The sequence below is a fragment of the Enterobacter sp. P82 genome (assembly GCF_037053385.1).
Classification (GTDB): domain Bacteria; phylum Pseudomonadota; class Gammaproteobacteria; order Enterobacterales; family Enterobacteriaceae; genus Enterobacter.
Genome location: NZ_JBALHX010000001.1, coordinates 2594741 through 2609309 on the forward strand (window position 1 = coordinate 2594741; position 14569 = coordinate 2609309).

The following is a 14569-nucleotide window of genomic DNA, read 5'->3' on the forward strand; positions in this document are numbered from 1 at the left end:
GTAACCAGGACTGACTGATGCGCTTTAACGGACTGACCAAAGGTTTCTTTATTTTTATTCTTGCCCTTGTCACCTGGGCCTTCTTCGATGTGCTGTCGCCCTACTTCTCCGCGATACTGTGGGCCGCGATCCTGACGGTCATTTTTAACCCGGTAAAAAACAGATTGCGCGCCGCGCTAGGGGATCGCAACGGGTTGGCCTCGCTGCTGACCATCGGCATCATCTGCCTGATAGTGTTTATCCCGTTGATGGTGATCCTCTCCTCACTCGCCATTGAGCTGAACGTGGTTTACACCAAGCTACAGGAGAACAACACGCAATTCCCGGAAGTAGTGGCAAGCATCTTCAACCACCTGCCAGACTGGGCCAGCGGTTTCCTGGCGGATCACAACCTGAACAACGCGGCACAGATCCAGAAAAAACTCTCGGATGTCGCCCTGCAGGGTGGACAGTATCTGGCCGGCAGCGCGTTTCTGATTGGCAAAGGAACATTTGGTTTTGCGATTAGCTTCGGCATCATGCTTTATCTGCTGTTCTTCCTGCTGAAAGACGGCCCGTATCTGGTGCGCCAGATCCTCGACTCCCTCCCTCTGTCGGATTTCGCCAAGCAGCACCTGTTCGCCAAATTTGTCGGCGTGTCGCGTGCCACGGTAAAAGGAACAGCGGCGGTGGCGGTGGTTCAGGGCATCCTCGGCGGGATTGCGTTTGCTATCGCGGGTATTGACGGTAGCGTGCTCTGGGGCGCGCTGATGGCGTTCCTCTCGCTGGTGCCCGCCATCGGCTCGGCGATTGTCTGGGTGCCTGCCGCCATCTTCTTGTTCGCCACGCATCAGATCTGGCAGGGGCTGTTTATTGTGGGCTTCTTCGTGATCATCGTTGGGTTGGTAGACAATATCTTGCGCCCGCTGCTGGTGGGAAAAGACACCAAAATGCCGGACTATCTGATTTTGATCTCCACTCTTGGTGGCATGGAGCTGTACGGCATTAATGGCTTTGTAATTGGCCCGCTGATCGCCGCGCTGTTTATTGCCTGCTGGAACCTCTTCTCCGGGCGCGATCACGAAGGTAACGCTGAAGAGCTGGACGCGGATTTCATCGAAGAAGGAAAAAACCCTCCAGATTTGTGAGGATGTGACGATAAAGACCACACCAGGCGGCACTGTGCCGCCTTTTTTTTCGCCTTAAATCAGACGTTTTCTATAATTTGAAAAAACGCCCTCCTACTCATGTCGTAAAAGGATCACCAGGTGCGAATCGCGACGATAACAAACTGGGCCTATGGTGCCACGGTCTGCCTGACCATTGCCTCAGGCATCATCATGCTAATGGCGTCCAATGCCGACACCGCAGAACGTCAGGCGGTGGAACAACGCCAGCGTTTTGATGAGCTTACTGAAGATGTGGAGACCGACGCCTGGGCGCAGTCCGATTTGGCACGCCTGTACGTCATTAAAAAAGATCCGCAAACCTTCAGGGAATACCAACAGTCAGAGGGCTATCTGAAGAACATTGAATTCCGGCTGGAAAAATTACGGGACAATGGTGCATCGGATGATGAGCTGTCTCTGTTGCGTGAAGGGATAAAAATTATTGATGAGCTGCAGGATGAGCAGCAAACCGCGCTTTCCAGCCTGGAACGAGGAGAAGACGCTCAGGCCGTGGCCCTGCTCTATGGCACCCCGTATGAGCAGGAGCTGGAGCGCGCGCAGAACCAGATTGATCATTTTCGTCAGATCCTCGACAAACGCGTCATCGCCTCCGTTCAGGATGCAACCAAAAAATCGAAAGCGCTGCGTACGGCCTCTGAAATGATGGTTGGTCTGACCGCCCTGCTGTTCTTGTTTGTTCTCGGTTTTATCTTGAAACGCCGCGTCCTGCGCCCCGTGGTACGTCTGAGTGATGTGGTACACCGCCTGGCCTCACAGGATTACGCGGTTGAAACGCCGAACTTCAACCAGATTGATGAGATCGGTGATATGGCACAAGCCATCCGCATCTTCCGTGAAAACGGCCTGGCGCGACAACGTCTGGAAAAAGAGCGCGATGCCGACTGGGTCATCCGCGAGCTGTTGGCGCGCATGACCCAGCGACTGCAAGGGTGCGAGAACTTTAACGATGTGATTAACGTGGCGGAGCTGTTTGCACCGAATATTGCGCCAGGGATAGCGGGCCAACTCTACGTGCTTGACCGCGATCCGTGGCAGATGCGCTGTGTCGCACAATGGCTTTCACCGATCGGGGAAAAGACGACGTTCCATCCGGATGAGTGCTGGGCCGTGCGTCGCGGACAGAGCCACCCGCCGGTGAATGGTGAGCCAGATATCGCCTGCTACCACCTGCCGGAGTCACAGTCGAATAGTTCACTGTGCGTGCCGCTTATCGCCCAGGGCGAGGCGATTGGTTTGCTCTCCTTCCAGAATATCACTGCGGATAATGCCCCTTCCCGCGCGTATCTGGAACTGATGGCCGAAGCACTCGGTCTGGCGCTCGCCAACCAGCGACTACGCGACGCATTGCTGGAAAAAGCCCTGTTTGACCCGCTTACCGGTTTGCGTAATCGTCATCATCTGGAAGATACCCTGCAGACCCAAATGACGCAGGCGATGCGTAACGGTGAACCGTTAAGCTGCATGATGATCGACATCGATCACTTCAAGAGCATCAATGACCGCTTCGGCCACGAAGCGGGCGATCAGGTGATCAAAAGCGTGGCGTCGATTGTTCAGCGGGCGGCACATGATAACGGACTGGCGTTCCGCTATGGGGGGGAAGAGTTTCTGGTTCTGCTCTCCGGTGCTGGTGAGGAAGAGGCTCACACCTGCGCACAGAAGATTTACAACGGCGTGCATGAGCTGTCGCTTCGCTACGGGCTTTCAGAAATTGGGCCGGTGGATGTCTCGATTGGTATTGCCAGCTACCCGCAACATGCCCAGAGTGACAACCTGCTGCGCGCCGCAGATGTGGCCTTATATCGGGCGAAAGAGTTGGGCCGCGCGCGGATTGTAAGTTTTGGGATGCTGGAGGCAGGTTAGCCAGTCAATAGATCAATCATGGCTCTGGTTGCTGCTGATTGCCGCCTGTGAGGCGCAAAGATCACTGAGAAGGGTCGTGACCGCCCACGAAGTTGCGGCAAAACCTCGACTAACTGGCCGCGTTGTATCCTGTCGCGGACAATAAATTCATAACTCTGGCAGATCCCCATCCCCTGCTCCGCGAGCGAAACCACGCCGAGTACATCGTCTGATATTTCGATGGCTGAACCCGGCAACCAGTCAATATCGCGCCCCTCATCACGGAACACCCAAGGGGCGACGCGGCCAGTACGCGGCATGATAAAAGGCAAGCATAAATGCTGTTGCAGCCCATCCAGCGTCTGCGGCATGCCCATTCGATGCAGGTAATCGGGTGATGCGACCAAAAGCAGTGCAGCATCCTCCAGCTTGCGTGCCACAAATCCACTGTCAGGCAGGTGACCCAGGCGTATCGCCAGGTCGAATCCCTCGGCAATCATGTCAACGTTGCGATTGGTAATGTTCAATTCAACCTGAACGCGTGGGTATTGTTGGGTAAAGCGTGCCAGCAGTGGCGGCAGGCGGTAGTGACCATAGGTAGTGGGGACACTCATTCGCACACGACCGGTCAAATCACCTTCCTGACCCCGTCCATCGCGTTCAGCATCATCAAGCAGAGAAAACGCTGAGCGCGCCTGCTCAAGATAGACGCGCCCTGCTTCAGTCAGCCCCACACGACGAGTAGTGCGCTGTAACAGTTGCCGTCCAAGACGCGCCTCCAGGCGGGAAACCGCACGGCTCAATACCGAAGGGGTAGTTGAAAGTGCAACCGCTGCGGCTGTAAAAGAGCCGTGTTCAACAACTGCGATGAAGACTTCAACATCTCCGAGGTAATCGAATTTCCGGCTCATTTTGCTCTCTCAGGAACAAATCTTTTTCAATTTGGCTAATTTATCTCCCGTTGAGCGATGAGTAAAGTGACCAGCATTCATCATCTGAACGTGCCACTGGAGCCTGTCAATGTTCAACCACCCCCTTAATCTGCCCGCCATTGCGATAGCGGCGTTGTTCTCTTTCCCGAGCGTTGTCAATGCAGCGAACCACGCGCCTCTTGAACGCTGGCGAAGCTACGCTGGTGTAAGCTGGGATTCCCCTCAGGACGGACAGATCTCTGCGCCGTTCTCTGGTTCAGTCAATGCCCCGATTGCTGGTATCCATTTTGATGCAAAGGGCCGGGCTTTTGTCAGCACGCCCCGGCTGGTGTCAGCTGCGGCTCCCGCTACATTGAGCATTCTGGATACGACGGTTCAGTCCGGTCCTGCCCGCCTGACGGCATTTCCGTCCCGTCTGGCGAATGCGGTGAATTCCGCTCCAGAGCAAAACCTGCGCAACGTACTCGGCTTTTATATTGACCGTAAAAACAACTGGTTATGGGCGCTGGATATGGGGTTTGTTGCAGGCGAAACAGAATCCCCTGTAGGGTCGCAGAAACTGCTCGTACTGGATCTCGACTCTGGCCGAACCATTAAACGTATCGCCCTGGATGGTGTAGCGGACCGTAAGGCCAGCTTCCTTAATGATGTGGTTGTCGACGAGAACCGCCGTGTCGCCTATATCTCCGACAGCGGCTCGCGGAGTGCACCGGAAAACCGTGTAGGCGTTATTGTCGTCGATTTCGCCACCGGTACGGCACGACGCGTACTCGATCGTCACCCTGCGCTGCAGATTGAGCCTGGCGTTAACGTTGTCTCGCATGGGGCTGAAGTATGGCCGGGTAAGCCATTACTGATTGGTATCAATGGCATTGCACTTTCTCCCGATGCGAACACGCTTTACTGGACAGTGACAACCGGAACGCGTGCGTATGCGGTACCGACCGCAATACTCAGACAGCCAGCTTCAACCGATGTGCAAATCGCCGAACAGATCCGCGATCTGGGTAGAGTGGGAGGCAATACCGACGGTATTGTGACAGATGAAAAAGGCAACCTCTACATCACCGATGTCACACGCAATGGTATCGTCAGATACGATCCTAAGACCCTTTCCATGTCGCTGATTGCGGCAAGTGAAGACATACACTGGCCAGACACACCGGCAATTGGCCCGAACGGGGATCTGATATTTACCTCGAGTCGCCTCAATGACCACTTCGCGGGAGCCGTTAAATCTGGAGAGGAACGCTATGATTTATGGCGCTTACCGCTCAGTGCCTCAAAGGATTAGTCGCGTGTCACTTCAGTAATCAGCATCGACAATCCATTCAGGTAATGACTTTTTTTTGCCAGCTCACGATATTTGGTTGGGGAAAGTCCATATTGATTCGAGAACGCTCTGCTGAACGTTGATGGCTCCTCGTAGCCTAACATCGTGAATATATCTGAAACAGAAAGCTGCGTATGTCTGAGCATATGCGCGGCTTTTTCAAGTTTCCTGCTTCGGATATAGAGACCTATACTTATGCCACACTCCTGGCGAAAGTTTCGTTGAATATAAGCCAATGAATAACCGGATTTCCGTGCCACATCTAAAACGGTAATAGGCCTGTATAAATTCGAGTCAATCCAGTGAGTAAGGGACTTAATTACAGCTTCACGATCTTTTAAAAGAGTAAATTTAATACACATAAGTATCCACGAAATTTTATTTACAAGAAGGCCGCTGGCAAAGTCATACAATGACAATTGAAAATAAATATTTCCCAAAAGAAAATCACCCTAATAATAGGGTGAAAGAACGCTTACTGTATTTTAGAAAGATGTCTTTGCAACATCCTCGTTTTTTTCAGGTCCATACAGTTTCATAAACGCATTAACGGAGGCCTGCGCTTTCATGACAATTTCACTTTCGTCAGGTTGGTCCTTCCTTGCTTTTAAAAGCAAGGGTTCCAGTATGTCGGCCTGGAGAAGAGAACGGAAATACTCAGCGGCCAGCACAGGATCATCTTTTCTTAAGATGTTTTGATTCATTAAATCGGTAAAAAGCGCTGATACATTTGAACGCAGTTTTTGCATTCGCGCATAATATAATTCTCCGATACCCGACCTTCCGGCCTCAGAAATCATTAATCTTTGCAAATCCACAATATCCGGGGAGCAAATATAACGTAAAAAGGCAACGGCAAATTGCTCGATGACCAGTTGCGGTGATTTTCTGAAAAGGCGCACCTGCCCTGCAGTTTCGATAGTCATGCTCTTAATATACTGTTCTGTTTCAGAAGACATGCATTCTACAAATAGTTCTTCTTTCGAAGAAAAGTGACTGTAAATTGTCGATTTTGAGCCACCCACAATCGCGTTAATCTCTGAGATAGACGTGGCATCAAATCCTTTTTGTCGGAACAGTCCGGATGCAACTTCCAGAATCTGTTGCCGTTTAAGCGCTCTTTTATCCATATGTTTCCTCTGTAGTTTAGGTGTTTGGCCGTTGACCAACACTTTTGTTATCTGATTTCGGAATCACGTCTGTTAGTAGGGTTTGTAATCGTACTGACGAGTACATTTTCATTTGACGGTAATCAGAAGTCAAGATATAAAGTGTACCGTACTGTACGGTACTGTATTTGGACTACTCTATGAACAGCATGATGAGCGTACTGATGAAAGGTTTTCAGGAGACACTCCCGACGTGTCGTATTTCCGGCTTAACCCGGTCCAGGATAGTGATGAGCTGTGTTGTCATTTCCGCCATCAGTATGAGCGGATGCGCCATGATCCCCGATCTTGCCCCTCCTCCTCCTGTGAAGACGGTCACACAACTTAAAAGCGATCAAAGTTTTCCCCATCAGAACGGCCAGTGGCCGAAAGATGACTGGTGGAAGAAATACGGTGATGGGCAGCTCAACGGGCTGATTGATGACGCGCTTAAAAATTCCCCCACGCTTAACATCGCCGAAGCTCGCGTGAAACAAGCGCAGGCGATGACACAAAGTGCAAGCGGATCACTTTTCCCTGAGGTCACCGCAAACGCCAGCTTTATGCGGGACAAAATGAGTTACAACTATGTGACGCCTGAAAGCGCAACGCCTCAAAACTGGAACAGCTATGGGCGCACCACGCTTGATATGAGCTGGGAAATCGATTTTTGGGGTAAAAACCGCGCTGCGCTCGCGGCTGCAACATCAGGTGAAATGGCGGCGGTAGCGGAAGAAGCACAAACAAGACTGGTGCTCTCTTCGTCTATTGTTACCGTTTACGCGGAGTTGGCGCATTTATACACCGTTCGCGAAACGCTTAACGATACCCTCACGATACGAACCAATACACTTGCGTTGTTCCAGCAACGACATGACGCGGGGCTTGAAGATTTATCCAGTCTTCAACAGGTCGAGACGCGTCAACTCAACGCAAAAGCAAACCTGGTGGCAATAGATGAAGCTATTGCGATCAAAAAACATGAGCTAGCTGCACTGATCGGTGACGGGCCTGACAGAGCGCTGGCAATAAGCGCACCTAAGGCAACACTTTTATCGCATGAGGAACTTCCTCCCAATATTGCGCTGGATCTGATTGGTCGGCGTCCTGATATTGTCGCGGCACGCTTACGCGCAGAGGCTGCAGCAGAGCAAATTAAGCAGAAAAAAGCCGGTTTTTACCCCAGCGTTAATCTGGTTGCCTTTGCCGGGTTACAGTCATTGGGTATTAACAACCTTACCCGGAGTGGCTCAGCCATTGGCAGTTTTGGCCCGGCCATATCGTTACCAATATTTAATACGCAGAAGCTACAGGGTGATTTGAAATACGCCAACGGTGAATATGACATTGCGGTGCAAGTTTATAACGACACGTTAGCGAATGCTCTTCGGGAAGTGAGCGATGCACTCACCAGCAGAGCCTCTCTTAAAGACGAGGGGCTTTATTCTCAGGGTGCAGTCATATCGGCAGAAAAGGCTTATTCACTCACCAAACAAAGATATGAAGGAAAGGTTGCTGATTATCTGGACGTCTTGTCCTCGGAAGATGAACTGGTCGCTGCCCGAAGAAAATTAGCCGATGTTAATTCTCGCGCCTTTACCATTGACGTCGCATTAGCGCGTGCATTGGGCGGTGGATATACCTCGAGCAAACAGTAATTTTTAATACCAGGTTAATAACTAAATAGTGGAAAGAAAGGAAATAAAATGAGTCATTCTGCAGCTATAGAAAATCAAAATATTGAATCATCCGAGATCAAAAAGACAAAAAGAAAACGCCTGTTCTCTTATCTTGCATTCAGTATCGCGCTTGCTGGTGCAGGCTCGTTCGCATATTGGGAATTAGTGGGTTCCCGATATGTTGAAACCGATAACGCCTATACCGATGTCGAGTCCGCTCAACTCTCTTCTGCAATCACCGGCACAGTAAGTGCCATCCTGGTGACGGATTCTCAGGTGGTAAAAAAAGGCGATGTTCTGATCCAGTTGGATCCCACCGACGCAGAGTTAGCCCTTAATCAGGCGGAAGCAAACCTGAACCTGTCCATTCGGCGGGTGAATGGATATAAGGCCACTGATACAAAACTCGGCGCAGAAGTTGTGGCGAATGAAAAAGAGCAAAAACGTCTGCTGGCCCAGGTTGATGCCGCAAACGCTGACTTCCAGCGCGCGACGGTTGACCTCAAGCGACGCGAAGCGTTAATGCAGACAGGCGCGATTTCAGGCGACGAACTGACACGAATCCAAAACGTTTATGCTTCCGCACTGGCAAACCTGAATGCCGCGAAAGCCGCTGTGGCGCAAGCAGATGCCGCGAAACAGGCGGCTGTGGGCGCAAGACAGGCGAATGCCGTGATGATTGAGGATGCAAATACCGAGACCAACCCTGAAGTTGCTCTCGCAAGAGCGAAGCGCGATCAAGCCAGACTGGATCTGGAAAGAACCGTGATCCGTTCGCCAGTTGATGGTGTGGTTGCGCGTCGCCAGGTCGAGCTTGGACAACGTGTCCAGCCTTCCACACCGTTATTGTCTGTGGTGCCGGTGCAGCAAATTCATGTCAATGCCAACTTCAAAGAAGTTCAGCTCCAGCATGTGAAAGTGGGACAGAAAGTCGAACTGGTGAGCGACCTGTATGGCGATAACGTGCCTTTCCATGGAACAGTAGAAGGATTTGATGGTGGCACTGGCGCCGCGTTTTCAATTATTCCTGCGCAGAACGCAACGGGTAACTGGATTAAGGTCGTACAGCGTTTGCCCGTGCGCATCAAACTCAATGCTGACGAGCTTGCAGCACATCCGCTGCGGGTTGGGTTGTCCATGAAAGCGACAGTTAATTTAAAAAGTGAATAACGGAAACCAGTCCATGTCTACATTAGTTATCGATAATCAGCCTCCTTCGCTGAAAGGCGGTATGTTATGGATTGGTGCCCTGGTGCTTGCAATGGCGAACTTTTTAGCTGTGCTCAATATGGCCATTGCAAACGTCAATCAACCCAACATGGCTGGTGCCCTGGGCGCAGGAACCAGCCAGGGAACATGGATCATCACGGCCTATGCCGTTGCTGAAGCCATCACGGTACCGCTATCAGGATGGTTAACAACACGGTTCGGCGGCGTGCGCGTTTTCTCCGTTTCTGTGTTCATGTTTGGTATTTTTTCTTTGCTTTGTGGCCTTTCCACTTCGCTGGGAATGCTGCTGCTGATGAGGGTTTTTCAGGGAATGGCAGGCGGCCCGCTGATGGCCTTATCACAAACGTTACTGCTGCGTATTTTCCCTAAAGAAAAATCCATGCAGGCAACGGGATTATGGGCAATGACAACATTGCTGGCCCCCGTAATAGGCCCTGTTCTCGGGGGATGGATTTGCGATCATTACAGCTGGTCGTGGGTGTTTATCATCAACGTTCCAATGGCAATCGCTTTTTCATTAGTTGCGTGGTCAGTATTGAAAGTCTTCGAAGATAAACTGATTAATAACGCTATAGATATCGTTGGATTTATTTTATTGGTTATCTGGGTTGGCGCGCTGCAGATCATGCTGGATGAAGGGAAAGACCTTGACTGGTTTGCCTCAGAAGAAATATGTGTTCTGGCGATTGTTGCCTGTGTTGGCTTTTTAAGTTTCTGTATCTGGGAGCTAACCGCTGAACATCCGATCGTTGATATCAGAGTTTTTCGCCATCGTGGTTTTTCGGCCAGCATGTTTGTTCTCGCACTCGCATTTGGATGTTTTTTTGGTCTGAATGTCCTCACGCCTTTGTGGCTACAATACAACTTAGGATATACAACAACATGGGCAGGTATTGTGGTTGCCTGGGGCGGACTTCTTCAGGTGGTATTTTCTCCGGTTGCCGCTAACCTTTCCAACAAAATCGATCCGCGCATTCTTATCTTCTTTGGCTGCGCCTGGCTAGGTCTCGACACCTTCTGGCGGTCCTATGCGACGACCGATATGGACTACTGGTCCATCTGTGTACCTTTGTTATTCATGGGCGTTGGTATGCCATTGTATTATGTCCCGATTACGGGGCTTGCAATGGGCTCTGTAGATGAATCGGAAATGCCTTCAGCAGCGGGGTTAATGAACTTTGTTCGAACGTTATCGGGTGCATTTGCCACATCACTCGTGACCACATCCTGGCAGGATCAGCGATATATAGCACATGACAAGCTGGCATCCGTCGTCGACCCTACTGGCGATCTTTCGCATTACATTAGTTCAGCTCCTCAGCAAAGTGGACAATTTGTTCGCGAGCTTTTTGACAAGATGGTCAACAGCCAAAGCATGATGCTTTCGACCAATAATCTGATGATGTCGATCGGCATCATTTTTTTTATCGCTGCATTTGCGATTGCATTAGCACCGAAACCTTCACGCGTTGTTGATGCCGCATCTGTAGGGCATTAATCGTTATTCAGCACAGGGATGTGAGCGTCAAATAAAAGAGAACATTTGAAGGACGAAAAACCAGGATTTCTGTTCAGGAAAAGCGTTGCTTATATCAGAAATATATTTTTCAATATATAAAAAGTGGACGCTTCCCAGTGGAAGAAGCGTCCTAAATCAGGCAATTATTCAGACACAGATTGAAACCGTTAACTGACGATCTCATCGATAATATCGCATACTCCCTTCTGTTCATTATTTACATTTTCTGCCATCGCAGAAGAAAAAACACAGCCCATTTACCTCACCCTGCGCCTTCTCGCCGGGGACGTTCAGGTCGCGTGCGTTACTTCGTGCTTCACCGAAGTAACGCACGTTTGCACAACGTAGACTGGGTCTCCGCTAATCAGAGGATGATAAAATGAAAACCCAGCAGGTCGATTTTGCTTCTTTATATTTTGGTACACCGGTCGCCATTATCTCCAGCCAAAATCCTGACGGTTCAACCAACCTGAGCCCGGTTTCGTCGTGGTGGATCCTTGACCGAAATATCGTATTCGGGCTTGGCACATCCGGAAAGTGTTATGAAAATATCAAGGATAACCCCGATATTGTTCTGAACATCCCGGATAGCAGGTTATGGCCGAACATTGAGGCTATAGCAAATAAAACGGGAAAAACAGATCTACCCGAATGGAAGAAAAAGATGGGATATGTATTTGAACAGGACAAGTTTAGCTGTGGTAATTTTAATAAAGAGAAGGCAGTGACGATTAACTCATTGAGAATTAAAGAGTGCCCTGTACAAATAGAGGCTAAGGTTTGCGGAATAACTCCTCTGGCTGGTTCGCAGGGAAGCCTGGTGTCCGTTGATGCCACGATAACCTGCGTCCACATATCTGAGGCATTATTAATTCTTACTCAGAGAGGAGTAAAATTTAATGTGGAGAAATGGAACCCCCTCTACTACATATTTCGCCACTATTTCTCGGTGGGTAACCGACTCGGTCACAACTTCCGGCACAATGAGTGATCCGCTCTTTTTGACAGCGGAAAGTTTTAAATTTTTCGTGATATTCTTTCTTTACGCCCCTTAACTCATATACTCGAGCCATATTCGCCACTGCATTAACACATGTTACGCGCAATACATTGTGCATGACATGTGATGATATTTTGTTATGGAAAAACGTCTATGTCGAAACTGGATTTGAGATCCAAAAAAACCTGGGGCGCTCTGGCATCGATCGCCGTTGTCGCCGGTACACTGGCATCTGCTTTTGCATGGACAGCGGGCTGGCTTGGGTCACGCACGGTCAGCCAGGCACTGGTGGATGAAACACCGAAACCCTTTCCGCCAGGCTTTCGCCGTGCGCATGGCAAAGGCATCTGCTTTGCCGGCACCTTTGTGCCAAACGGCTCAGCGGTTTCTCTGTCAATCTCCCGGCTCTTCTCGCAGCCGGAAATCCCCGTGGTAGGCCGATTCTCAATTGGTACTGGCGATCCCCATGCCCCGGATAGCACAACCAAAACCCTGAGCATGGCGCTGTTGCTGAAAACGGATGACAAGCAACAATGGCGGATGGCGATGAACAACGAGCCTTTCTTCGCCACACACAACCCGGAAGGTTTTCTGGCCTTGCGAAAAGCCACGGCCGTTGATGCGGCCACCGGCAAACCGGATCCACAGCGTCTCGCAGACTTTTTGAAAGCGTACCCGGAGGCGGAGAAATACCTTAAATGGGCGGCACAAAAACCCGCGCCCGGCAGCTTCGCGGGCGCGACGTTTTACAGCATTAACGCCTTTTACCTTGTGAATGCACTGGGGGATCGTCAAGCCGTTCGCTGGATGATGCGTCCACACGAGCCCTTTCTTTCGATAAGCGATGAACAACGACAGAAAGCCGATGACAACTTTCTGTTTGAAAACCTGCGTCAGCGCCTTGCGCAGAAGCCACTCTACTGGGATTACGTTTTGCAGCTCGCACATCCGGGCGATCCGGTGGATGATCCTTCCCAACCATGGCCGGATGATCGCAAACAGAGGGTAGCCGGCACGCTGGAAGTGACGCGTGTCGAAGCACAATCCGAGGGGGCGTGCCGAGACGTTAACTTTGACCCTTCGATCGTTCCGGCAGGCGTTGCGGTGTCTGATGATCCCATATTAAACGCACGTTCCGCTGCCTACTCCCACTCTTTCAGTCGCCGTGAGCGGGAAATCGGCTACGGCAAGGCCACCGAAGCCGTGCAAAAGAAGGAGGTAAAATGAGCCCGAATAAAGATATGCGAGAGCACGCGCCGCAGCATTTCAATACCCTGGCGCGAAGCCTACACTGGCTGATGGCAGTGATGATCCTGGCCATGCTTTTCATCGGTGCCGCGATGATGACGTCGTTAGATCATCGGATTTGGTTAATCGACCTGCACCGGCCGCTGGGTATCGCCATTTTACTGCTGGCACTGGTTCGTCTGGTCAACCGGCTCCTTAGCCGGACGCCCCCACTTCCTGCCGATTTGCCCGTCTGGCAGGTACTTGCAGCAAAGGTATCACACTGGATGCTGTATGGGTTAATGCTGGCAATGCCACTGCTGGGTTGGGCGCAACTGTCGGCAGCGGGCCTGCCGATTGTGATGTTTGATGGCGTCAACCTGCCGTCGATTGCCCCGACCAGTCCAGCACTGTATGCCTGGTGTCACGACGCCCATAGCCTTCTGGCAAAGTTGCTTTTTGCTGTGGTGCTGGTCCATCTCTCTGCCGCACTTGTTCATGCATGGATCTACCGGGACGCAGTGTTTGCCAGCATGGCGAAAGGGGGTAAGTCAGCGTCAGCCATCCAGAATGACATGAAGTAAAGAAAGCGGTATGGAACACGCACAAACGGAATGTTCGTATCCTCGCTTATCATCGTCATCCTGAAACAACGGACACTACCGGGGGCGCGTATTTAGTCTGCAAATTCGCGCTCCAAAAAGCCACTGCCCCCACGATTGTCGTGGAAGATAATATCAATCAAATAAAGTGATTAATTTTTAGACAAAAGAGTATTTATGCCGCAATTTTAGCTTTTATCAAAAACTTAAGCGTCGTTCGAGTATCAAACACCCTGTCACCCACCACACTTAACTCATTGATTAAAATGAGTTTACATCAATAAAAACGATAAAATCCCTTACTCCCCAACAAAATATATCAACTCGTGTGATATCTAAATTATAATTCATATACTTCTGGTAAAAAGTGGAGGTCAAAATGCGATTAATGCTACTGCTGTTATGCTGTCTGGTGCAGAGTGTAACCTGGGCTGGCGACCTGCCAAAACCAGTCGGTAAACCCATTTTAACGATTTACGGTAATATAGAAAATACCAATGAAAATGGAAAAGCAGTGTTTGATCTCGCCAGCCTTGAAAAACTGGGTATGGTGAGTTTTGAGACAACATCCCCTTGGTATAATGGCCGCACTAAGTTTGAGGGTGTTCCAATGAGTAAACTCATGGATTATGTGGGTGCGAAGGGGTCAAACATTAATGTTATCGCGCTCAATGATTACTCTACCATCATCCCACTCAGTGACTTCAAAAAATACAACGCCATACTTGCCTTAAAGGTCAATGGCGAATATATGCGCATCCGCGATAAAGGTCCATCATTCATTGTATACCCCTATGACAGTCTTCCTGAGTTGAATAATCAGATTTATTACTCACGATCAGCATGGCAGGTTAGCAAAATGAAGATTGAGTAGTAGTTCAGGAGAAC

The 14569-nt window shown here is 50.3% G+C and carries 13 protein-coding genes; 10 read left to right on the top strand and 3 right to left on the bottom strand.

Annotation, left to right across the window (positions count from 1 at the left end; all coding sequences use genetic code 11):
* Positions 1-17: 17 nt before the first annotated feature.
* Together WB237_RS12430 and WB237_RS12435 are read left to right on the top strand one after the other, a co-directional pair.
* Positions 18-1127, top strand: a complete 1110-nt coding sequence (locus tag WB237_RS12430; protein ID WP_028017702.1) for an AI-2E family transporter — start codon at positions 18-20, stop codon at positions 1125-1127.
* Between the two features lie 120 nt (positions 1128-1247).
* Entirely contained in the window at positions 1248-3032 is a 1785-nt protein-coding gene (locus WB237_RS12435) for a diguanylate cyclase (RefSeq protein ID WP_336213341.1), read from the top strand.
* Here WB237_RS12435 and WB237_RS12440 read toward each other — a convergent pair.
* Positions 3029-3922 carry a LysR family transcriptional regulator gene (locus WB237_RS12440; RefSeq protein WP_336213344.1) on the bottom strand — a complete coding sequence of 298 codons (894 nt, stop codon included), beginning with the start codon at positions 3920-3922 and terminating at the stop codon, positions 3029-3031. The two genes, WB237_RS12435 and WB237_RS12440, sit on opposite strands and share 4 nt — an antisense overlap.
* A 109-nt stretch (positions 3923-4031) precedes the next feature.
* Between WB237_RS12440 and WB237_RS12445 the strand changes: the two genes are divergently transcribed.
* Positions 4032-5237: an L-dopachrome tautomerase-related protein gene (locus tag WB237_RS12445; protein ID WP_336213346.1), complete on the top strand. Its 1206-nt coding sequence runs from the start codon at positions 4032-4034 to the stop codon at positions 5235-5237.
* Here WB237_RS12445 and WB237_RS12450 read toward each other — a convergent pair.
* Both WB237_RS12450 and WB237_RS12455 read right to left on the bottom strand, forming a co-directional pair.
* Complete coding sequence (locus WB237_RS12450) at positions 5234-5638, bottom strand: helix-turn-helix domain-containing protein (protein WP_236920301.1); 405 nt, start codon at positions 5636-5638, stop codon at positions 5234-5236. The two genes, WB237_RS12445 and WB237_RS12450, sit on opposite strands and share 4 nt — an antisense overlap.
* Positions 5639-5761: 123 nt before the next feature.
* The gene (locus tag WB237_RS12455; RefSeq protein WP_114977879.1) at positions 5762-6406 is read right to left on the bottom strand and encodes a TetR/AcrR family transcriptional regulator; all 645 of its coding nucleotides are present in this window, start codon (positions 6404-6406) and stop codon (positions 5762-5764) included.
* 179 nt (positions 6407-6585) lie between these two features.
* On the opposite strand from WB237_RS12455, the gene WB237_RS12460 reads away from it, so the two are divergent.
* The 7 genes from WB237_RS12460 to WB237_RS12490 all read left to right on the top strand — a co-directional run bounded on the left by WB237_RS12460 (position 6586) and on the right by WB237_RS12490 (position 14555).
* Positions 6586-8082: an efflux transporter outer membrane subunit gene (locus WB237_RS12460; RefSeq protein WP_336213349.1), complete on the top strand. Its 1497-nt coding sequence runs from the start codon at positions 6586-6588 to the stop codon at positions 8080-8082.
* A 48-nt stretch (positions 8083-8130) separates the two neighbouring features.
* The gene (locus WB237_RS12465; protein ID WP_336213351.1) at positions 8131-9273 is read left to right on the top strand and encodes an HlyD family secretion protein; all 1143 of its coding nucleotides are present in this window, start codon (positions 8131-8133) and stop codon (positions 9271-9273) included.
* A 13-nt stretch (positions 9274-9286) separates the two neighbouring features.
* Positions 9287-10831 carry a DHA2 family efflux MFS transporter permease subunit gene (locus tag WB237_RS12470; RefSeq protein ID WP_336213353.1) on the top strand — a complete coding sequence of 515 codons (1545 nt, stop codon included), beginning with the start codon at positions 9287-9289 and terminating at the stop codon, positions 10829-10831.
* 400 nt (positions 10832-11231) lie between these two features.
* On the top strand, positions 11232-11843 hold the full coding sequence (locus WB237_RS12475) for a flavin reductase family protein (RefSeq protein ID WP_336213356.1): 612 nt from the start codon (positions 11232-11234) through the stop codon (positions 11841-11843).
* 162 nt (positions 11844-12005) lie between these two features.
* Positions 12006-13079: a catalase family peroxidase gene (locus WB237_RS12480; protein WP_336213358.1), complete on the top strand. Its 1074-nt coding sequence runs from the start codon at positions 12006-12008 to the stop codon at positions 13077-13079.
* Positions 13076-13663 carry a cytochrome b gene (locus tag WB237_RS12485; RefSeq protein ID WP_336213360.1) on the top strand — a complete coding sequence of 196 codons (588 nt, stop codon included), beginning with the start codon at positions 13076-13078 and terminating at the stop codon, positions 13661-13663. The genes WB237_RS12480 and WB237_RS12485 overlap by 4 nt, the downstream gene beginning before the upstream one ends.
* Before the next feature lie 397 nt (positions 13664-14060).
* Positions 14061-14555 (top strand): molybdopterin-dependent oxidoreductase, encoded by a 495-nt coding sequence (locus WB237_RS12490; protein ID WP_336213362.1) that lies wholly within the window; start codon positions 14061-14063, stop codon positions 14553-14555.
* Positions 14556-14569: the final 14 nt, after the last annotated feature.

Bases quoted from the DNA above. Each gene is read 5' to 3' on its own strand.
- WB237_RS12460 (WP_336213349.1), top strand. From the start codon at position 6,586: ATGAACAGCATGATGAGCGTACTGATGAAAGGTTTTCAGGAGACACTC.
- WB237_RS12440 (WP_336213344.1), bottom strand. From the start codon at position 3,922: ATGAGCCGGAAATTCGATTACCTCGGAGATGTTGAAGTCTTCATCGCA.
- WB237_RS12450 (WP_236920301.1), bottom strand. From the start codon at position 5,638: ATGTGTATTAAATTTACTCTTTTAAAAGATCGTGAAGCTGTAATTAAG.
- WB237_RS12490 (WP_336213362.1), top strand. From the start codon at position 14,061: ATGCGATTAATGCTACTGCTGTTATGCTGTCTGGTGCAGAGTGTAACC.
- WB237_RS12465 (WP_336213351.1), top strand. From the start codon at position 8,131: ATGAGTCATTCTGCAGCTATAGAAAATCAAAATATTGAATCATCCGAG.
- WB237_RS12455 (WP_114977879.1), bottom strand. From the start codon at position 6,406: ATGGATAAAAGAGCGCTTAAACGGCAACAGATTCTGGAAGTTGCATCC.
- WB237_RS12470 (WP_336213353.1), top strand. From the start codon at position 9,287: ATGTCTACATTAGTTATCGATAATCAGCCTCCTTCGCTGAAAGGCGGT.
- WB237_RS12480 (WP_336213358.1), top strand. From the start codon at position 12,006: ATGTCGAAACTGGATTTGAGATCCAAAAAAACCTGGGGCGCTCTGGCA.
- WB237_RS12475 (WP_336213356.1), top strand. From the start codon at position 11,232: ATGAAAACCCAGCAGGTCGATTTTGCTTCTTTATATTTTGGTACACCG.
- WB237_RS12430 (WP_028017702.1), top strand. From the start codon at position 18: ATGCGCTTTAACGGACTGACCAAAGGTTTCTTTATTTTTATTCTTGCC.
- WB237_RS12485 (WP_336213360.1), top strand. From the start codon at position 13,076: ATGAGCCCGAATAAAGATATGCGAGAGCACGCGCCGCAGCATTTCAAT.
- WB237_RS12445 (WP_336213346.1), top strand. From the start codon at position 4,032: ATGTTCAACCACCCCCTTAATCTGCCCGCCATTGCGATAGCGGCGTTG.